The sequence below is a fragment of the Nocardia sp. NPDC055321 genome (assembly GCF_053645575.1).
Genome location: NZ_JBSHMS010000001.1, coordinates 210,157 through 230,476, shown reverse-complemented (window position 1 = coordinate 230,476; position 20,320 = coordinate 210,157). Strand labels below are relative to the sequence as shown.

General features: G+C 69.6%; 12 protein-coding genes and 1 tRNA gene. 7 read left to right on the top strand and 6 right to left on the bottom strand.

Features of this window, described 5'->3' with window-relative positions; translation table 11 throughout:
• Positions 1-72: 72 nt before the first annotated feature.
• Positions 73-1,104 carry a phosphatidylinositol-specific phospholipase C gene (locus ACWIGI_RS01035; RefSeq protein WP_454200278.1) on the top strand — a complete coding sequence of 344 codons (1,032 nt, stop codon included), beginning with the start codon at positions 73-75 and terminating at the stop codon, positions 1,102-1,104.
• A gap of 58 nt (positions 1,105-1,162) precedes the next feature.
• On the opposite strand, the gene ACWIGI_RS01030 is transcribed toward ACWIGI_RS01035, so the two are convergent.
• A complete protein-coding gene (locus ACWIGI_RS01030) occupies positions 1,163-3,544 on the bottom strand; it encodes a beta-glucosidase (RefSeq protein WP_454200277.1) in 2,382 nt (793 codons plus the stop codon).
• A 195-nt stretch (positions 3,545-3,739) separates the two neighbouring features.
• On the opposite strand from ACWIGI_RS01030, the gene ACWIGI_RS01025 reads away from it, so the two are divergent.
• Together ACWIGI_RS01025 and ACWIGI_RS01020 are read left to right on the top strand one after the other, a co-directional pair.
• On the top strand, positions 3,740-4,342 hold the full coding sequence (locus ACWIGI_RS01025; protein ID WP_454200276.1) for a TetR/AcrR family transcriptional regulator: 603 nt from the start codon (positions 3,740-3,742) through the stop codon (positions 4,340-4,342).
• A gap of 101 nt (positions 4,343-4,443) precedes the next feature.
• A complete protein-coding gene (locus ACWIGI_RS01020) occupies positions 4,444-6,081 on the top strand; it encodes an FAD-binding protein (RefSeq protein WP_454200275.1) in 1,638 nt (545 codons plus the stop codon).
• Positions 6,082-6,094: 13 nt separating this feature from the next.
• On the opposite strand, the gene ACWIGI_RS01015 is transcribed toward ACWIGI_RS01020, so the two are convergent.
• From ACWIGI_RS01015 to ACWIGI_RS00995, 5 genes are all read right to left on the bottom strand, one after another.
• A complete protein-coding gene (locus tag ACWIGI_RS01015; protein WP_454200274.1) occupies positions 6,095-6,886 on the bottom strand; it encodes a VOC family protein in 792 nt (263 codons plus the stop codon).
• A gap of 105 nt (positions 6,887-6,991) precedes the next feature.
• Positions 6,992-8,392, bottom strand: coding sequence for an aminotransferase class I/II-fold pyridoxal phosphate-dependent enzyme (locus ACWIGI_RS01010; protein ID WP_454200273.1), 1,401 nt, complete (start codon positions 8,390-8,392; stop codon positions 6,992-6,994).
• On the bottom strand, positions 8,389-14,691 hold the full coding sequence (locus ACWIGI_RS01005) for an SDR family NAD(P)-dependent oxidoreductase (protein ID WP_454200272.1): 6,303 nt from the start codon (positions 14,689-14,691) through the stop codon (positions 8,389-8,391). The genes ACWIGI_RS01010 and ACWIGI_RS01005 overlap by 4 nt, the downstream gene beginning before the upstream one ends.
• An 85-nt stretch (positions 14,692-14,776) precedes the next feature.
• Positions 14,777-15,409, bottom strand: coding sequence for a GNAT family N-acetyltransferase (locus ACWIGI_RS01000; RefSeq protein ID WP_454200271.1), 633 nt, complete (start codon positions 15,407-15,409; stop codon positions 14,777-14,779).
• Between the two features lie 89 nt (positions 15,410-15,498).
• Positions 15,499-16,911, bottom strand: coding sequence for a cytochrome P450 (locus tag ACWIGI_RS00995; protein ID WP_454200270.1), 1,413 nt, complete (start codon positions 16,909-16,911; stop codon positions 15,499-15,501).
• Positions 16,912-17,482: 571 nt separating this feature from the next.
• Here ACWIGI_RS00995 and ACWIGI_RS00990 point away from each other — a divergent pair.
• From ACWIGI_RS00990 to ACWIGI_RS00975, 4 genes are all read left to right on the top strand, one after another.
• Positions 17,483-17,556 (top strand) — tRNA-Pro (locus tag ACWIGI_RS00990).
• Positions 17,557-17,857: 301 nt separating this feature from the next.
• Positions 17,858-19,015, top strand: coding sequence for a Fic family protein (locus ACWIGI_RS00985; RefSeq protein ID WP_454200269.1), 1,158 nt, complete (start codon positions 17,858-17,860; stop codon positions 19,013-19,015).
• A 250-nt stretch (positions 19,016-19,265) separates the two neighbouring features.
• Positions 19,266-19,916, top strand: coding sequence for an HAD family hydrolase (locus ACWIGI_RS00980; RefSeq protein WP_454200268.1), 651 nt, complete (start codon positions 19,266-19,268; stop codon positions 19,914-19,916).
• Between the two features lie 82 nt (positions 19,917-19,998).
• Positions 19,999-20,292 carry a hypothetical protein gene (locus ACWIGI_RS00975; protein WP_454200267.1) on the top strand — a complete coding sequence of 98 codons (294 nt, stop codon included), beginning with the start codon at positions 19,999-20,001 and terminating at the stop codon, positions 20,290-20,292.
• Positions 20,293-20,320 lie beyond the last annotated feature (28 nt).

Genomic DNA, 20,320 nt, shown 5'->3' with positions numbered 1-20,320 from the left:
CCAGCGTCCAAGTTAGGCTCCCGGCTCGAATACGCACGCTCGCGTGCGAAGCTCGCAGACCGAGGGACCCGAATGAAGCTGACTCGCCGAGAGTTCGTCCGTGCCACCGTGGCCGCCGCCGCGGGCGCCGCCGCCGCCGGACTCGCCGCGCCGGGCGCCCTGGCCACACCGCTGCGCCGGACCCTCGGCGCGCCCCGCTCCTGGATGTCCGGTCTGGCCGACAGCACCTCGCTGCTGCGGCTGACCATTCCCGGCACCCACGACTCGGTGTGCGTCGATCCGGCGAACGGCACCGAGTGGTCGCACACCCAGAACTGGGACCTGGCCGAGCAATTCGAGCGCGGCATCCGCTTCCTCGACATCCGCTGCAACGGCCTGCAGGACCACATGGACGATTCGTTCGGCGTCTATCACGGCCCCGCCTATCAGGACATCACCTTCGACGGCGTCCTGAATCGCTGCCGCACCTTCCTGACCGGCAGCCCCGACGAGGTGCTCGTCATGCGGGTCAAGAAGGAGGACGGCACCGAGAACGACGTCGGCGCGGATTTCGCCCGCATCTTCGACGGCTACCTCGATACCAAGGGCTACCGCCCGCTGTTCTGGATCGGCGACCGCATACCCACCCTGGGCGAGGCGCGCGGCCGCATCGTGCTGATCACCCAGTTCGCCAATTCCCTGCCCGCCCTACGCTGGCCGTCCGGTGACAACGGCACGTTCACCGACAGCCGCTTCCACCTCCAGGATCGGTACAAGGGCAAGGGCCTGATGGGCCTGGACACCGCCTCGGCGAGCGGCTCGGCCGGCGGATCGGCGAGCGGTTCCGGTGACACGGCTTCCTCCGGCGGCAACAAGTTCGAAGACGTGCGAGCCTGTTTCGACAGGGCAGCCGCGGATCCGGACAACACCCTGCAGTACATCAACTTCCTGAGCTACGCCGACAACGCCTGGCCCAAGGACAACGCCAAGGCCATCCTGCCCAAGGTGGAGCAGTACCTCACCGAGAACCGCTCCCGCCCGGCCCACTACGGCATCGTCGCGATGGACTTCCCCGACCTGTTCCCGAACATCGTGGATCTGCTGCTGGAGAAGAACTTCGCCTGAGGCCGAGGTCTCCCCGGGCCGGGTACACCGGCGACCGCGCGTCCGAAAGACACTGGGGTCAGTCGATCTCGGCTGTCAGCGGGAGGTCGTCGACCGAGGTGCCGAGGTGCAGGGTGAAGGCGCCCGGCTCGACGGTCCAGCCGCTGTCGGTCCAGTGTTCGAAAGCTCGCGCGGGCACATCGACCGTGGCGGTGACGGATTCGCCGGGCCCCACGGTGACCGCGGTGAAGGCGGCGAACCAGCGGACCGGTCGATCGACCGCGCTGCCGGGGCGGGACAGGTACGCCTGCACCACCTGGCGGCCGGGCCGGTCGCCGGTGTTGCGCACGGTGACGGTCGCGGTCCGGCCGGTGACGGCGAGGTCCGACAGCGCCCACGTGGTGTAGCCCAGGCCGTGCCCGAACGGATAGGCCGGGGCCACACCGGATTTCAGCCAGGCCCGGTAGCCGATGTGGATCCCCTCGGTGTAGGGCAGGGTGTTGTCGGCGGCGGGCTTCGTGTCCACCACCGGCACATCGGCCAACGTCCGGGGCCAGGTGGTGGGCAGGCGGCCGCCGGGTTCGACCGCGCCGGTGAGCACGTCGGCCAGCGCCGCGCCGAACTCCTGTCCGGGGAACCAGGTCAGCAGCACCGCGGCGACCTCGTCCCGCCACGGGAGTTCCACGGGCGCACCCGAATTCACCACCACGATGGTGCGCGGATTGACCGCGGCGACGGCGGCGACCAGTTCGTTCTGCCGGCCGGGCAGGTCCAGATTCTTCCGGTCGAAGCCCTCGGATTCGATCTGCTCGGTGGTGCCGACCACGACCACGGCCACCTCACTGGTGCGCGCCAGCTCCACGGCCGCGGCGAACTCCTCGTCGGCCGCGCGGCGCGGGCGGCCCACCGCGTAGGTGATGCCCATGGCGGGCAGCCCCTGCGCGAGGGCGGGCGCGAGCCGGATGCGCACCTCGACCTGCTCGCCCTCCGCGAGTTCGCGGGTCACGAAGCGCTGCGGCGGATTCAGCAGCAGCTCGACCGGATCGCTGCCCTCGGGCAGCACGGTCTCCTCGAGCACCGGCTCGCCGTCGATGTCCAGGCGCAGCGCGCCCACCCCGGCGAACCCGATCCGCCACTCCCCCGCCATGTCGGCGCGAAGCCTGCCGGTGAGCTCGAAAGCGTCGGCGCGCTGGGCATTCGGATTACCGAAGAGCATGAGGTTGCCCGCGGTCCGGTGCTCGGTCTCGAGGATCGTCTCGCCCTCGAGATAGCGCAGCGACAGTCCGGGGGTACCGGTCTCGGGATCGGTGACCAGGTGCAGCGGAACCGGGATCAGGTGATCGCTCAGATGCACGCCCGGGGTGTACCGCACCGGCAACACGTCCGACAGCCCCCGCAGTGGCGAGGTCGTGTGCCCCGGAATCACGGTGGCGCTGCCGCCGCCCATGAAGCGCGGTTCGGCGGCGGCCGCACCGAGCAGGGCGACGGTGGCCGGCTTGCCCAGCGGCAGCGTGCCGTCGTTGCGGGCCAGCACCATGGCCCTGGCGGCGGCCGTGCGCACCAGTCGCTGCGCGGCCTCGTCGGTGAACGCGGGCGGAACGACCGGATCGTCGTTCAGCGCGCCGACCCGGGTGGCGAATCGCAGTATGCGGCGGACCTTCTCGTCGATCGCGGCCTCGGGCACCTCGCCCGCGCGCACCGCCGCGAGCAGCGGCGCGCCCCACAGTTCCCAGGGCCCGGGCATGGCGATATCGGTGCCCGCGGCCGCGCCGGCGGTACTGCGCACGGCGGTCCAGTCCGAGACGACGACACCGTCGAATCCCCATTCGCCCTTCAAAGGCTCTGCCAGCAGCGGGTTCTCGGTCATGGTGACGCCGTTGACCGAGTTGTAGGCGTCCATGATCATCCACGCGCCCGCGCCGACCGCCCGCTCGAACGGGTGCAGGTACAGCTCGCGCAGGGTGCGGTCGTCGGCGATGACGTCGGCGGTGAAGCGCTCGGTCTCGGAGTCGTTGGCCACGTAGTGTTTCGGGCACGCGCTCACCCCGTGCGCCTGTACGGCGGACACGTAGGCGGCGGCCATCTCCCCGGTCAGCACCGGGTCTTCGGAGAAGCACTCGAAATGCCGTCCACCGAGCGGTGATCGGTGCAGATTGATGGTCGGGCCCAGCACCGCGTACACGTTCTTGCGGCGCGCCTCGGCCGCGATGAGCGCGCCGATCTCGCCGAGCAGTTCCCGGTCCCAGGTCGCGGCCAGCGCGGTGCCCGAGGGCAGGCTCACCGACGGATCGCGCTCGTCCCACAGCTCGCCGCGCACCCCCGACGGGCCGTCCGATACCGGCATCTCGGCCAGGCCGATGCTCTCCTCGCCCGCGAATCGGAAGACCCCCGAGCCCGAGACGAGCCGGATCTTGGCCTCCAGGTCCAGCTTGGCGAGCAGGTCGTCGATGCCGTCGTTCATGCCTGTACCTCCCAGAAGATCGAGGGTTCGCGCCGGGTGTCGGCGTATCGGCCGCCGCGGTTGGCGCGGCCCGGTCCCGCCGACCCGAGTGTGCCAGCGCCCCGCCGGCCTACCGAGCGGACACTAGGTAAAGTTATCGTTTCGTGATCCTCGGCGATTCGGGCCGCCCCCGGGCACGGACTACTGTCCGTGCTCATGAGTCCCCATCCCCAACGCCGCAGACGGGGCGAGGACCGGCGCGAGCAGATCATCGACGAGGCCCTGAAAACCTTCGCCGACAACGGATATCGCCACGCCTCGATCGCCGAGATAGCCACGCGCTGCGGGCTGTCCCAGCCCGGCCTGCTGCACTACTTCCCCACCAAGGCCGCGCTGCTCTCGGCCGTCCTGGACCAGCGCGACCGCCTCGACTACGAACGACTCGGGTTCGAGCGCCGCCCGCGCGGCATCGCGGCACTGGACCGCCTGGCCCAACTGGTCGAGCACAACGCGCACGTCCCCGGCCTGGTGCGACTGTTCACCGTGGTCACCGGCGAGGCCGTCACCGCCGACCACCCCGCCCGAGACTGGGTGGTGCAGCGCTACCGCACGGTCGAGACCTTCCTCGCGGGCGCCCTCGACGACGGCATCGCCGACGGCGACATCCGCGCCGATGTCGACACCCTCGCCCTCGCCCGGCAGATCCTGGCGATGATGGACGGGTTACAGCTGCAGTGGCTGCTCGCCCCGGACCGAGTGGACATGGGACGGCTCTTCCGCGCGTACATCGGCGAGGTCACCGCCCACATCTCGGCCTGAATACGCTACAGTTCGGACACCGCACCCGCGTGGCGCACGCCACTAGAACGCGTTATCGTTCTGTCCATTTGCCAAGGGTGGACGGTGACTCCGTTCGGAAGGTGGGCGACGCGACGATGCGAACCTGGGACACTTCGGCCGATGTGGTCGTCGTCGGATACGGCGGGGCCGGCGTGGCCGCCGCGCTGGCGGCGCGCGAAACCGGTGCGGAGGTTCTGGCCATCGACCGGTACATCGGCGGCGGCGCGACGGTGCTGTCCGGCGGCATCGTCTACGCGGGCGGCGGCACCTGGGTGCAGCGCGCGGCCGGCGTCGAGGACGATGTCGACAACATGCTGGCCTACCTGCGCGCCGAGGTCGGCGACGCGGTGAGCGAGCAGACGCTGCGCCGGTTCTGCGAGGGTTCGGCGAGCATGATCGACTGGATGACCGGGCACGGCGTCCCGTTCGACCCGTCGCTGTGCCCGTACAAGACCTCCTACCCGACCGATGATCACTACCTGTACTACTCCGGTAGCGAGAACTCCGGCGGCTTCCGCGAATTGGCGCGGCCGAGCCAGCGCGGGCATCGCGCGCACGGGCGCGGCGTCTCGGGCAAGAAGATCTTCCAGCCGCTGGCCGCGTCCGCCGCCAAGCGCGGGGTCCGGGCCCAGACCGCCACGCGGGCAACGGGACTCATCGTCGAGGACGGGCGCGTGGTCGGCGTCCACGCCACCACCCTGGCCGACGCGCCGCCCAAGATCCTGCGCCGCTTCCGGCTGCTGTCCAAGATCTCCGCCAAACCCGGTGTGTACCACCCGGGTCTGCGCAAAGCCGTTCAGGCGCAACTGGATCGGCTCGAGCGCCGCTACGGCCATCCCATCCGCATTCAGGCTCGCTCGGGCGTCATCGTCACCACCGGCGGCTTCATCGCCAACGGCGACATGGTGAACAAGCACGCCCCGGACTACCCGTGGGCCGAGGGCCTGCCGCTGGGCACCGCCGGCGACGACGGCAGCGGCATCGCCATGGCACAGGAGATCGGCGCGGCCACCGGCAAGATGGACGCGATGTCGACGTGGCGCTTCATCGCGCCGCCGAGCGCGTTCTTCGGTTCCATCGCCGTCGACGCCAACGGCCAGCGCATGATCGACGAGTCCCGGTACGGAGCGGCGCTGGGCGCCGCCATTGCCACCAGCCCGGGCAATCGCGCCTGGCTGCTGCTGGACGCCGACCTGGAGGCCGAAGCGCGCCGTCAGCTCGGCCCGCAGTCGGTGTGGTTCCAGCGCATGCAGTCCGAACGACTGCTGCGCGTGGGCCGGGTGAGCGGCAACACCATCGAGGAGGTCGCCGCCCGCGCGGGTATCGAACCGGCCGCGTTGCGCAAGACCGTCGACGCCCACAATCGCGCCATCACCGCGAATCTGCCCGATCCCATGGGCAAACCCGCCGACATCCGGCGTTCCCTGGTCGCGGGCCCCTTTGCGCTGCTGGACATTTCGTTCAAGGCACGGCTGAGCTACCCGATGCCCATGCTCACCCTGGGCGGACTGCTGGTCGACGAGGACACCGGGGCGGTGCGCACCGAGGACGGCGGCACCATCCCCGGTCTGTTCGCGGCTGGGCGCGCGGCCGTCGGCGTCTGCTCGAACTCCTACGTCAGCGGTCTCTCGATCGCGGACTGCGTGTTCTCCGGACGCCGCGCGGGCGCGCACGCGGTGCGACTCGCGGCGGAGCCGGCGCAGGCCCAACTCGGCTGAGTTCGGCCGCCACTCAGCTCGGCGGATTCTCCCCGTGGATCACGCCGAAACGGGCACCGAAGGGGTCGGACAGCTTGGCGAAGCGTCCGGCCCCAGCCATGGTGACCGCCGGTGAGCGCACCGCGCCGCCGAGTTCGAGCGCCTTGGCCACGACCGCGTCCACATCCTCGACCTCGAAGTAGGTCAGCCAGTACGGGCCGCCGGCCGCCTCCACCGGATCGCTGTCCAGCGGGACGATGCCCGCGAACATCTCGTCCGGTCCCTGGTCGGCCGGGTTGATCGTGGTGTACTCGCCCTCGGGCATGTCCATGGTGGTGAAGGCGTGGCCGAAGACCGCGTTGTAGAACGGCTGCGCGCCCGCGTCGTCACCGGTGTACAGCTCGAGCCAGCTCAGCGAACCGGGCGTATTGACTGCTTCGAGGCCGGCCATGTCCCCCGGCTGCCAGGAGGCGAAGACGACGCCCGCGGGATCGGTGTACACCGCCATCCGGCCCAGGCTGCCCACGTCCATGGGCGGGGCGAGGACGGTGCCGCCGTTCGCGGCGACGGCCTTGGCGGTGGTGTCGCTGTCGGGCGACTGGAAGTAGACGGTCCAGCCCGGCTCGCCCTGATCCGCGGTGACCTGCATGGCGCCGCCGACCGCCTTGCCGTCCACCAGGAATTGGCTGTAGCCGCCGAATTCCGGGCCGCCGGGCGCGAAGGTCCAGCCCAGCAGTCCGGTGTAGAAATCCGCGGCGGCCCGCAGGTCCGGCGTGGACACGTCTATCCAGTTGGGGGATCCGGTGACGAAACGGGTGGTGAGCATAGGAAACTCCTTTGCGGTCCGGTTCTGGTCCGGTACCGAGTCTGCTCCCGATCCACCCGTCCGGTGGTCGATTCGACCTGGTTGCGGCGATTCACAGGATCTGTTTCACGACCGTTCACCCGGATTCCCGGGCGGCACCGGCAGCCCGGAATCGATGGACCAGTCCGGAATGTGCTCGACGATGCCCAGTACCTCGAGCAGGTTGTCGGCGGTGTCCAGGAGTTGACGTTCGGTGTGCTCGCCGGTGAGGAAGAACCGCAGCCGCTCGGTGCCCGCCGGCACCACCGGGGACAGGATCGCCCCGGCGTTGAATCCGCGCTGCAGCATGGCGGTGGCGGCGTAGCCCGCCCGCACCTCGCCGGGCACGATGACCGGCACGATGGGGGTGGCCTGGGAATCGGCGAGGTTCATGCCGCGCTCGCGCAGCGCGGTGCTGAACACGCGGGCGTTGGTCCACAGCCGCTCGAGGCGATCGGGTTCGGCGGCCATGACGTCGAACCCGGCCAGGACGGCGGCCACGTTCGAGGGTGAGGGCCCGGCGGTGTACAGCGCCATCCCCGGCGCCGCGTACTTGATCGCGCGCACCAGATCGGCGTCACCGGCGATGAATCCGCCGGTGCTGCCCATGGCCTTGGACAGGCTGCCCGCCCAGATGTCGACGAGATCGCCCGCGATGCCGAAGTGTTCGGGGCTGCCCAGTCCGTTCGGGCCGAGCACCCCGAGCGCGTGTGCCTCGTCCACCAGGACCGCGCAGTCGTAATGGCGTGCCACCTCGGCTATTTCGGCGATCCTGCCCAGATCGCCGTCCATGCTGTAGTGCCCCTCGATGATCACCAGTGCCCGGTCGAACCGATGCCGCGAGGACCGCAGCAGCGCCCGCAGGGCCTCGGGATCGTTGTGCCGGAAGGTGACCCGGCGGCATCCGGCCCACCGCGTGCCCGCGACCAGGCTGGCGTGTGCCAGCGAATCGCACACCGCCACATCGCCTTCCCCGAGCAGGAACCCGATGACCGCGGCGTTGGTCAGGAAGCCGCTGGAGGTGACCAGCGCCCCGCCGACCCCGTAGACCTCGGCCAGGAAGTCCTCGAGCTGGGCGTAGAGCGGGATCTCCCCGGTGACGATGCGGGTCGCCGAGGCCGAGGTGCCGTAGCGCTCGGCCGCGGCGTTGGCGGCGGCGACGACCCGGGGATGCTGGGCCAGCTCGAGATAGTTGTAGGAGCTGAAGTTGACCAGTTCCCTGCCGCCGGAATGGATCACCGCGCCGTTGGGCCCGTCCGGGGACAGGAACAGCGGGTGCGGCAGCCCCGTCACGTCGACCAGTTCCTGAATGGCGGCCTGCTTGCGCAGTGCGGCGACGACCTCGGGATGATCGGCGAACTGCCGGCCCGGCCCGCGCCGGGTTCGCACCTGGGCCCGGGGCGGATTCACCGGTGGCCGTGCGGGTCCCGCGTCCCCGCGATTGCCCGCGAGCAGTCGCCGGGCGATGTCGCGGTCGTCGGTGGTCATACGCGCGCCTCCCGTGCCGTGCCGTCCGCGCCGACGATGATGTCCGCGATCCGCGCCCCCGCCTGGGCCAGGCTGAACGAGCGGCCCAGCTGCATACTGTTCATCTCGACGCCCAGGGTCTTGGTCACCAGCGCGCCGAATTCCACCGCCATGAGCGAATCGAGCCCGAGTTCGGGCAGTGGCACATCCAGGTCGATCGAGTCCGCGGCGACGCCCATGACCTCGGCGAGCTGTTCGGCCAGCACATAGCCCACGACCGACGCGCGCTGCGCGTCGTCGAGCGCCCCGATCTGCCGACGCAGCCCGGCCGCGGCCGAATCGTCCTGCGCGGCGGCCGCGATCAGGTCGGCCACGCGCGCGGTATACGCCGCCTGCGGGGCCGCCAGCACGACCTTGCCCCACTCCACCGGGATGATCGCGGCCTGACGCACGCCCAATCGCAGTGCCTCGCCGAGGTATTCGGTGCCCTCGTCCATGTCGATGGTGTCGAACCCGGTGATGCGCAGATACCGCTGCACGGTCTCGTCGGCCTCGACCATGCCGCCGCCGGACATCGCGCCCCAGCCGATGCACAGCACCCGTTGCCCGCGCCGGGCCAGCAGTTCGGTGAAGGCCTGCAGCGCGAGATTGGCCGCGGTGTAGGAGTACTGGCCGATGCCGCCCATGATGGCGCTGCCGGAGGAGAAGAGCACGAACACGTCCAGCTGTGCCCCGGCGGCGGTCACCGCGTCGTGGATCGCCCGTGCCCCATCGAGTTTCGGCCGGAACACCGCGTCGAGGCTGGCGCGGTCCATGGTGCCGATGCGCTGGTCGTCCAGGATGCCCGCGGCGTGGAAGACGCCGCGCAACGGCAGTTCCGGGGTGTGGGCGCGCCGCACCAGCGCCGCCATGGCCGCGGGATCGGTGATGTCGGCCCGTTCCCGAGTGACCTCGATGCCCTCGGAGGCCCACGCCGCCAGCTGTTCCCGGGCCATCTCGGTGCTCGCGCCGCTGCGGCCGACGAGCACGAGATGCCGTGCGCCCCGGCCGATCAGCCATCGGCCGGTGGCCAGGCCGAAGGCGCCGAAGCCACCGGTGACGAGGTAGCGCCCGGCCGCGGTGATCGGCACGTCCGCGTACGCCGGCCGCACCGGCGGGTGCTCGGTGCCCAGATGCAGTGCGATACGGCCGATTCGGGTGGAGCGCAGCGCCTCCTCGAACGCGCCCGCCACCTGGCCGGTGGCGAACGACTCGTAGGGCAGCGGCCGGTACTCCCCGGTTCCCATCTTCTCGTTCACGGCCGCGACCCGGCCCATGACCTCCGCGCGCCGCAGCTTCAGCATGCGGTCCAGGTCGAAGGAGTAGTAGGCGACGTTCTTGTCGAAGTTGCGCATGTCGAGCACGCCGCCCGCGTAGATGTCGGCCTTGCCGATCTCCACGATGCGGCCGAATTCCGCTACGGCCCGGAAGTTCTGGTGCACGATCTCCCCGGGCGCGGTGCTGAGCACGATGTCCGCGCCGCGGCCACCGGTCAGCGCGAGCACGTCGTCGACGAAATTGAGCGACCGCGAATCCAGGACCTCGTCCGCGCCCTGTGCCAGCACGTAGGCGCGGCGCTCGTCGGTGCTCGCGGTGCCGATCACCGTGGCGCCGTGCAGTTTCGCCACCTGCACGGCCAGGCTGCCGACACCGCCCGCCGCGCCGTGCACCAGCACGGTCTCGCCCGGGCGCACCCGCGCCAGGTCCAGCAGGGCGTATTCGGCGGTGACCATGGAGACGGTCGAGGTGCACAGTTCGGGCCGGATGCTGGCGGCCGTGGTGCCGACGAGTTCGGCGGTGGTGACGTGGTAGCGCTCCATCATGCCGGGCGAGGCGAGGCCCACCCGGTCCCCGACCCGGAATCGCTGTTCCCCGGGGCCGACGCGCACCACGGTGCCCGCGCCCTCCATTCCGGGCGATGTCCCGAAAGCCGTTGCCGCGAGCTCGTTCTCGCCCAGCACGCCGAGGATCTTGAGCGGATCCTTGAAGCCGAGGCCAATAGCCTCCATCCGCACCTCGATCTCCCCCGGTCCGGGCGCCCGGCGCGGGGCGGCGCGCCAGCCGAGCTGGGACAGCAGCCGCGATTTCGGGATGTCGAGGGCGAAATTGGCTTCCGGGTCGGTCAGCGGCTCGGGCTGATCCAGGGCCGCGAGGCGGTCGGGCAGCGCCCGCGTGACCACGGTGGACCAGCGCAGGCCGTTGCGCAGGAACACCTCCTCGCGGTAGTCGCCCGAAAAAGCGCCGGGGACAGCGAGTTCGGCGGCGAGTTCGCCCTCGGTGGTGTCGGGCTCGATGTCGATGAGCCGCCACCCCAGTGCAGGCTGTTCGTTGAGTAGCACCCGGCGCGCGCCCGCCAGCCCGGCGTGATCGGGATCGGGTTCGGCCGGATCCTCGGGGTGGGCGAAGGCGCGCTGGGTGACGAGCGTCGCGTGGATCGAGCCGTCGCCGGTGAGCGGCAGCGGTTCGGGGTGCACGCTGTCGGAGAACGCTTCCACGACCAGGGCCAGCCGGCTCAGCAGCCAGAGCGCGTCCGTGGCCGCGGCGTCCCCGGACACGAAGCACACGTGGATCCGGGCCACGCCCGGGGTGCCGTACGCCTCGTGCAGGGCGTCGAGCAGGGTGTGCTCGGCGTCGGCCGCGGCGGTGTCGATGACGAAGCTGCCCGGAACCGATCGGATGATCTGTTCGATCCGGCCCGTGGTCACCGCGCCCAGCGGCGCCAGGATCGTGCGGGCGTTCTCCGCCGGCGCCATCGCCGACCGGTCCAGGGGATCGCGCAGGGTCCAGCGTTCCTCGTAGTAGAGCCCTTCCAGCCGCCGCAGCAGGCCGCCGCCGAACGGGACGGCCTGGAAACGCGCACCGGTGATCTCCAGCACCGGGGTGTGGTCCGCGTCCAGGACCAGGACATCGGCGTGCAGTGGGCCGGTGAGCCGGGCCACGACCACGACCTCGGCCGGGATCGGGGCGTAGTGCCGCACGATGTCCGCGCCGACGGGGATGACCGCGCCGTCGTGGGCCGGGCCGCCGGTATCGCCGAGCGAGACGACCTGCCAGGCAGCGTCCAGGACGCAGGGATGCGCGAGATGCCCGGAGCCCGCGCCGATTCCGCCGTCGATATGGGCGACGACGGTGTCCCCGGCCGCCCAGGCGCGGCGGACGAGCCGGAAGGACGGCCCGTGCTCGACGCCGGTGGCGGACAGGTCCGCGTACAGCGTGGCCGGGTCGATCGCGGTCATGGAATCGGTGTGCGGCACATCGGCTTTGCCGGGATCGAACGCGCCCTCTACCAGCCGGCCGGTGGCGTGCACGGTCCAGGTCGTGCCGGTCGCGGTGCGGGAGCGGATGGTGAAGCGGCGGGTGGCCTGCTCCACGGTCAGTTCCATGACCGGCACGTCACCGGCCCCGATGACCAGCGGCGCGATGAAACGCACCTGTTCGATCGCCGGTGCGCCCCGGTCGAATTCGAGGGCGGCCGCGCTCAGGGCCGCGTCGAGGTAGGCCGCGCCGGGCAGGATGCGGACGCCGTCCACGACGTGATCGTCCAGCCAGGGCAGCACCCCGGCGGCGATGTCCAGGGTCCAGCGCCGCTCGACCAGCAGGTCCGGATCCCCCAGCATGGTCGGTATGTCGGCCGTGCCGTGGCGGTGCTGCGCGCCGAGCGGCAGGTCCGCGCGCAGGCGGGTGCGCTGCCACGGGTAGCGCGGCAACGGCAGGTGCGCGGCCGGTGTGGCGCCGACGAGCGCGTCGATGTCGAGCGCGCCCGCGGCGTACAGTCCGGCGACGAGCTGCCGCAGGCTCACCGGGTCGGGCTGCGTGCGCTGCAGGGTGGGGACCGTCGCGCCCTTCTCCCCCGCCGCGATCAGGATCTCGCGAATGTTCGCGCCCAGCACGGGATGCGGGCCCACCTCCACGAAGACCCGGTGCCCGGCGCCGACGAGCGCGCGGGTGGCGTCGGCGAAGCGCACGGGCTCGCGGACGTTCGCGCACCAGTAGTCCGCGTCCCAGTCGCCGTCGGTGACGCGCGCGCCGGTGACGGTGGAGTACAGCGGAATCGTCGGCGGCCGCGGCGTCAGGTCCGCCAGGGCGGTGCGCAGTTCGTCCAGGACGGGTTCCATGAGAACGCTGTGGTACGGGACCTCGACGCGCAGCCGCTTCGCGAAACCCCCTTGCTCGGTGAGGTATTCGGCGATCGCGTCGAGGCGGTCGCGGTCGCCGGACAGCGTGCAGGCGGTGGGGCTGTTCACCGCCGCGATGTCGACGGCGGTATCGCCGTCCAGCAGTGCGGCCGCCTCGTCGGCGGAGAGTCCGACGGCGAGCATGCCGCCGGTGCCCGCCGTGCGGGCCTGCAGTCGCGCGCGGTGGTAGGCCACGGTCACGGCTTCGGGCAGGGTCAGCACGCCGGTGACATAGGCGGCCGACACCTCCCCCACGCTGTGCCCGACCACGGCGGCCGGCGTGATGCCCAGGGCGGCAAGGGTTTCGAAGAGCGCCACCTGCACGAGGAAGTTCGCCGGCTGTGCGACCTCGGTGCTGGTCACCCGCGATCGCGCCTCGGGCCTGGCCAGCTCGTCCAGGATGGACCAGCCCGCCACGGCGATGAACGCGTCATCGATCCGCCGCGCGGCGGCGGCGAACAGCTCATGGGTGGCGAGCAGGTCACGGCCCATGCCGAACCACTGCGGGCCCATGCCGGTGAAGACGAAGACGGGTGCGCCGGCGGCGACGACGCGGGTGGCGTCACGACCCGCGCCCGTCGCGAAACTCCGCAGTTCGTTGAGCAGTTCGGCGTCCGAGTCGAACGGGACGCCACGCCGATACGGGTGGTGGTTGCGGCGCGTCCAGGCGGCCGCGGCGATATCGCGCACCGCCGCACCGGATTCGATGAGATCGGCATAGGCCCCGGCCAGCTCGCGCACGGCGCGTTCACCGCGCGCGGACAGCGGCAGCACCCCGTGATGCGGGACCGCCCGGCCGCCGTCGCCGGTCGCGAGGTGCCCCTGCAGAATCGCGTGCGCGTTGGTGCCGCCGTAGCCGAAGCCGTTGACGGCCACCGTCATCGGGCCCGCGTCCGCGTCCAGCACCCGCGCCTCGGATTGGATGGCCAGCCGCAGCTCGTCCAGTGCGAGATCGGGATTGGGTTCGGAATCGAGCCAGCCCTGCGGCGGCAGGGTGCGGTGGAAGACCGCCAGCGCCGATTTGATGACGCTCGCGATGCCCGCGGCGGCCTCGGTGTGCCCGAGCGTGGCCTTCAGCGATCCGACGCCCAGCGCCGCGGTGCGGCCCTCGACCACCCCGTACGCCCGCCCGATCGCCCTGAGCTCCAGCGGATCTCCCACCGGCGTCCCGGTGCCGTGCGCCTCGACGTAGTCGATCCGATGGGGTGCGACGCCCGCGCGGCGGCAGACGGCGCGTGCCAGGGCCTCCTGGGCGTCGGCGTTGGGCACGGTGATGGCGGTGGTGCGCCCGTCCTGGTTCGAGCCGGTGGCTTTGACCACCGCGTACACCCGGTCGCCGTCGCGTTCGGCGTCGGCGAGCCGCTTGAGCACGACCATGCCCGCGCCCTCGCCGCGCCCGTAGCCGTCGGCGGACGCGCCGAAGGACTTGCTGCGCCCGTCCTCGGCGAGGAAGCCGCCCTTGCACATGGAGATGAAGGTGCCCGGCTGCAGCATGAGGTTCACCCCGCCCGCGAGCGCGGTCTCGCAGTCGCCGTTCTCCAGCGCGCGGCAGGCCAGGTGCAGGGCCACCAGCGAGGACGAGCAGGCGGTGTCGACGGTGATACTGGGCCCGCCGAGGTTGAGCGCGTAGGAGATTCGGTTGGAGAGCATGGTGTACGAGGTGCCCGCCGAGGAGTGCATGTCGATGTGCGCCACCGCCTCGCCGGTGAATCCGACCGCGAGCTGATCGAGGGTGAACGCGCCGACATAGACCCCGACCGGGGCGCCCGCGCTACGCCCGGCGGCCCCGGCGTCGTCCAGGGCCTCCCAGGCGACCTCGAGGATCAGCCGCTGCTGCGGGTCCATGGCGGTGGCCTCGCGCGGTGAGATGCCGAAGAAGTCCGGGTCGAAGGCCCAGGGGTCGCCGGTCAGGAAGGCCGCTCGGGTGGTGTGCATGCGGCCCGGGGCGCGCCGATCCGGGTCGTAGAAGCGCCGGGCGTCCCAGCGGTCGGCCGGGATCTCGGTGATGGCGTCTCGTTTGCCGACGACGAAGTCCCAGAACGATTCCGGCGAGTCGATGCCGCCCGCGTACCTGCACCCGATGCCGACGATCGCGATGTCCGACAAGGAAGCCCGCTCCTCACAGTGTGTAGCTCGATGTTCTCGCCCGGATTGCTCCCGGGAGTTGGAATTGGTGCCCGTACAAGGTGATTCACCCATCGCGCAGACTCGACGGCAGCCACATCATGACGTTGATCATCGGCCCCGAGCGCCCGAGCCGGATCTTGCCCAGCCGCTGCGCGCCGAACAGCTCGTAGTAGCCGACGTTCCCGTCCTTGCACAGGCACAGCGCGGGCACGGCCGCCTTCTCGATCTCGGTGATGGCGAATCCCAGCAGCGCCGCGCCGACCCCGGAGTGCTGCCGGTGCGGGTCCACGCCCAGGGTGACCCCGAAACAGTGCGGCAGCCCCGGGGCGATGTTGGCGATGGCGGAATCCACCGCGAGCACGCGCGGCCCGCCCGCACCCATGGCCCAGGTGAATTCCGGAATCGAGGCGAGGTAGCGCAGCGGGCCGAACCGGTAGCCCGGCGGCTTCCACAGCATGCCGCCGGCCACGACGCCGTCGAGGGTGGCCACGTGCGCGCCGCCCAGGGGCAGGTACTGGTGCCGGATCATGGCCCGGGTCAGCCGGGGCTGTGCCCGCGCCCGCTTCGCCGGGTCGGGAAACATGTACTCCCCGAAGGGATCATCGGTGCCGAAGGCCCGGTCCAGGGCGGCGGTCAGCGCGGGAATGTCGCTCCGGACGGCCGGTCGAATCTCTATGTCCTGCAGTGTTTTCGGCATGGTGAAACCTTCGGTCCCGCGGTGGTGTGGTTCGTCCGATGCCGGGCATCTCCCGGCGGACGATGTGACGCTCGGGCTGTCGCGCCCGGCTACTCGCGCTGATCCGGCGCGGTGTCGCGGGCGGTGGGCCGCATCATGAGCGCGTGTTCCGGTGCGCCCACGAAGGACATCTGGCGGCGCACCGGTCCGGGCGTCGCGAGGTCGAGCCGGAAGCGCTGGGCGATGATGGCCATGGTGAGCACCGCTTCCATGGTGGCGAAACCCTGTGCGATGCAGACTCTCTTGCCCGCGCTGAAGGCGAGTGAGGCGTGCCGGTGGTCGGCGGTCATGTTCTCCGGCAGATACCGGTTCGGGTCGAACTTCTCGGCGTCCGCCCAGACGCGGCCGTTGTAGTGCACCCCGTGCAGGCTCACCACGACGGTCGTGCCCGCGGTGACCCGGTAGCCGGCGAGGACGTCGTCCTGCTTGGCGACGCGGGTGAGCCCGATGATCGGCGGGTAGATGCGCATGGCCTCGGAGAAGATCGCCTTACACCAGACCAGCTTGTCGATGTCGGCGGCGGTGGGCAGCCGGCCGGCCAGGACGCTGTCGAGTTCCTCGTGCAGCCGTTCGCGCGCCCAGGGGTTTTCCGCGAGCAGGTCCCACACCCAGGTCAGCGCCGTCGCGCTGGTCTCCATCCCCGCGCCGATGAAGGTCATGAGCTCGTCGCGGATCTCGGTGTCGCTGTACCGGTGCCCGGTCTCGGCGTCGGTGGCGGCCATGAGCAGGCCGATCAGGTTGTCCTTCCCCGCGATCCGCCCCGCGCGGTGATCGGCGATGAGCGAGTCGACCGCCGCCTCGATCCCGCGCAGTTCGATCATGAGATGCGGGGCGGACACCCAGGTCAGCGCGCGCATGGCCCGGATGGGCAGTCGCGATCCGATGCGCTTGTCCGGATCCTTCTCGGTGTGCTTGACGACCCACGTCGACAGCTTGCGCAGCGGCCGGCTCAGCCCCGAGGCGAACCCGACCCCGTAGAACTTCAGCAGATTACTGAGGTTGATCTTGTGGATCGGCCCGGACAGGTCGGTCCCGAACATGGTGCGCGCCACGATATCCAGCATGAGCCGGTTCATCTCGGACCCGATGTCGATGGCACTCCCCTGCCGCGCCACGGCATCGATACGGTCCGCGGTGTCCAGCACCGCCGCGGTCATCGGCTCGGCGAACGCGTCGATGGCGCTGCGCGAGAAGATGGGCCGCACGAGCCGCTGGTTCCGCAGATACCGCCGCTCGTCCATGTCGGTGACCAGCCCCTGCCCGAACGTCACCGCCATCATGTCGTACTCCGCACTCTTGGCGTAGTTGTCCTGGTTGGACACCAACACCCGCCGCGCCAGCTCCGGACTCCGCACGATGACGTACTTCAAAAAGGGCAGCCGAGCGACCATGACGTCGTCCGCCCCCGGCAACTCCGCCGCCAGGTAGTGCACGAGCGTCCGGTCCCGCCACCGCTTCCCCATCCCGAAAGCCAGCCGCCACGACTCCCCCCACCCGATCCGGGTCCCGTGCCACCGCATAGGCGCCGGCAACCACGGCGGCGGATACAACTCGGTACCACCCCGAGCAGAGGCCATAACCCACCCTCCACATCCCGAATCTCGTTGACCCCGTATGGGTTCCCAGAATGCTACCGCACAGTAATAGGTTGCACAGCTTGGAATGTGAGTGCGGGTTGTCTGCGGCGTCCCCACACCAAGAAACTGGCACCCACCTGCCAATGTTCCCCAAGAACTAGGGTCTACCCCCGCTCCCAGGTCCGTGCTTCGGAGCCAGATTTCCCATCTCCAGCCGAACCACAGCATAGTTTCCCCAGATCCCCGCACCACGCAACACATTTCAATCCCCGTCACCCCCCACAGCTCCCCTCCCCGCCGACCGCCGGCCCCGCGCCACAATCCGCCCGCCCACCCCGTTTTGTACCAACCGCCCACCCCCTCCCCGGAATGACGAACACGCCCACAACCAGCCGATTTGGAGTTTGAGGGGGGTCCTGATGTACTCTCATCAAGCACAAAGCGCAGCGGAGTGCAACGGGCTGTGGCGCAGCTTGGTAGCGCACTTGACTGGGGGTCAAGTGGTCGCAGGTTCAAATCCTGTCAGCCCGACAGGGTATCAACCCTCCTATCAGCGGAAACGCTGATAGGAGGGTTTCTCTTTTCGCCACTGTATCTTCAGCTGTAGCTTATGAGCTTTGACATTCAGCTGGACACCGCAATGATTCGTCACCCTCACCAGAAGCGAATCGTCGCAATTTCCACGTCCGTTCGAGCACGAATCCTGCAGTCCTGCCGGAGTTTTCGACCCTTCGTCCGGCTCCTCTTTCGAGCACACACCCGGCCCCACCGCTTTCGACCTCGATACCATTCCGGATAGCCGCCCCGGCACGCTGTCGACCTACTTGATGCAATGACTGCGTCACCCTATTGTTGTGTCATGCTGTTTCCCACTCCGGCACTGACCAGCGACGATATCCGCGTCCTCGCTGACGTGGACCGAATGCGCGATCAGCTTCGGCACGAAGTGCAATCCAAGCCCGGCAAATGGGCGGGCGGCCTCCGCAAGTTCCTGACCGCAGACTCCGTAGCCGCGTCGAACTCCATCGAAGGGTTCAGAGTCTCGACCGTCGACGTGGAAGACCTGATGGCCGGCGAGCGGGACGTCGACGTCTCCGAGGAGAACAAGGCCGAGACCCTCGCCTACGAGCGAATGATGACCTACATCCAGAGCCTGCACGATGTGGACGACTTCGCGTACAGCAAAGGCTTTCTCAACGCCTTGCACTGGATGTTGCAGGGGCACCGAAACACTCATCGCCGTCCGGCCGGGCAGTGGCGTTCGGGTCCGGTCTACGTGACCGACCCCCGCGACCCGAGCATCGCCGCCTACACCGGCCCCGACGCCGATTCACTGCCGGAGCTGACCGGAGAGTTGGTCGATTGGCTGAACACCGAGGACGGCACGCATCCACTCGTACGCGCGGCGATGGCGCACCTGCACCTCGTGTCGATCCACCCCTGGGCCGACGGCAACGGCCGCATGTCCCGATCACTCCAAACCCTGATGATCGCCAGGGAAGGCGTTCTCGCACCCGAGTTCTCGTCCATCGAAGCCTGGCTCGGCAGGCCCGGTAACACGTGGGAGTACTACCAGGTCCTCGGCCGCCGCGGCAGCACCTACCGACCGGATCAGGATGTCTCCGAATGGATCCGGTTCAATCTGACCGCCTACCACCAACAGGCCCAAACCGTGCACGCCCGGTGGGTCCGGTCCGGTGCGGTATGGGCAACCCTCGAGGACTACGTCGCAGGCATACATCTCGACGAACGGGTCGTGAGCGCACTCCATGACGTCGCGATGTCCGGCAGGGTCCGGCGCTCCCGCTACGAACAGTCCGAAGGCCTGAGCCTGCAACAGGCCCAACGCGATCTCCGCGACCTCGTGACGCTTCGGGTACTCGAGCCGGTCGGCAAGACGCGGGCCCGCTTCTACACCGCCGGACCGGCATACCCGGCCGCGACACTGGAAGTCGCAAACACCCCGACCACCCTTGATAGCCCGTACTAGCCAGCAGCACATCGACGCACGAACCCTCGAATAGGGCTTGCCACCTGTAGCTACAGCCGACGGTCTGCTGTGTAGCTTTGGCGCGCAACAACCGTCGACCATGCGTGAGATCCACATGCGACCCGGCGGTCCGAAAACGATTAAGCCAGCGACATTTTCTCGCCGCGAACGTTCTCTGCCCGCTGGAAGGTGAGAACGACGGGCGCTGCCAACCGACTTTGTCGCACAGCTCTCGAGATACCGTGACGCCGTGATTCGCAGTGTGGTGTTCGACGTCGGCGAAACCCTGGTCGATGAGACCCGAGAATATGGGACCTGGGCCGACTGGCTCGGCGTACCCCGGCACACGTTCGCCAGCGTTTTCGGCGCCACCATCGCGCAGGGACTCGACTACCGCGAGGCCTTCCAAGTCTTCAAGCCCGGCTTCGATCTCGCCGAGGAGCGCGAGGCGCGCGCTGCAGCGGGCAGGCCCGAGACCTACGGCGAGGAGGATCTGTACCCCGATGTACGGCCCGCGCTGTCGGCGCTGCGCGAGCAAGGGGTCTGGGTGGGCATCGTCGGCAATCAGACGCTACGGAGCGGCAAGATCCTGCGAGGTCTGAGCCTGCCGACGGACTTTATTGCAACGTCGGATGATTGGGGCATCGAGAAGCCCAATGTCGAGTTCTTCGAGAAGGTTGTCGAGGTCGCTCCCGGCGACGCTCACGAGATCGTCTACGTCGGCGACCGCCTGGATAACGACCTCACCCCGGCGAAGGCGGCGGGCATGCGGACCGCATTCGTTCAGCGCGGGCCGTGGGGCTGGATTCAACGCAATGCGCCGGAGGTCGGTGAGCTTGCCGATTGGAGGATCCGCGATCTCCACGAGTTGCCGAGGATCACCGCAGCCGAGAACGGCTAGGAGTTCGATGAGCGAATCATGTTCCGCAATCCATCAGCGCGCCCACACCTATTGATAGCAAATCTTTAGCTACCATTACCGCGTGGCCCCGCAGGATCAGCCCGACGTCAACGAGGTCGTTCGCGCCGCCATCGAGCTGCTGACCATGTGGATCTCCGAGATCGACGGATCACGGGACCAGCAGGCCGAATACATCGGCCGGCGGATCGCGGACCTCGATGAGACGGGGCGCATCCACCTCATCCGCGGGCAGTTGTATCTCAACGAGTTGTTGCTGATGTCCGTCACCGAGACGGACGGCGACGACGACGCCGCGTCCCTGCACGCCCAGAGCCTGCTACTGCTGCGCGAACTCGCCCTCGAAGTGGCCGAGTAGGCAGGACGGTCGGGCCACCGCTTTTCGA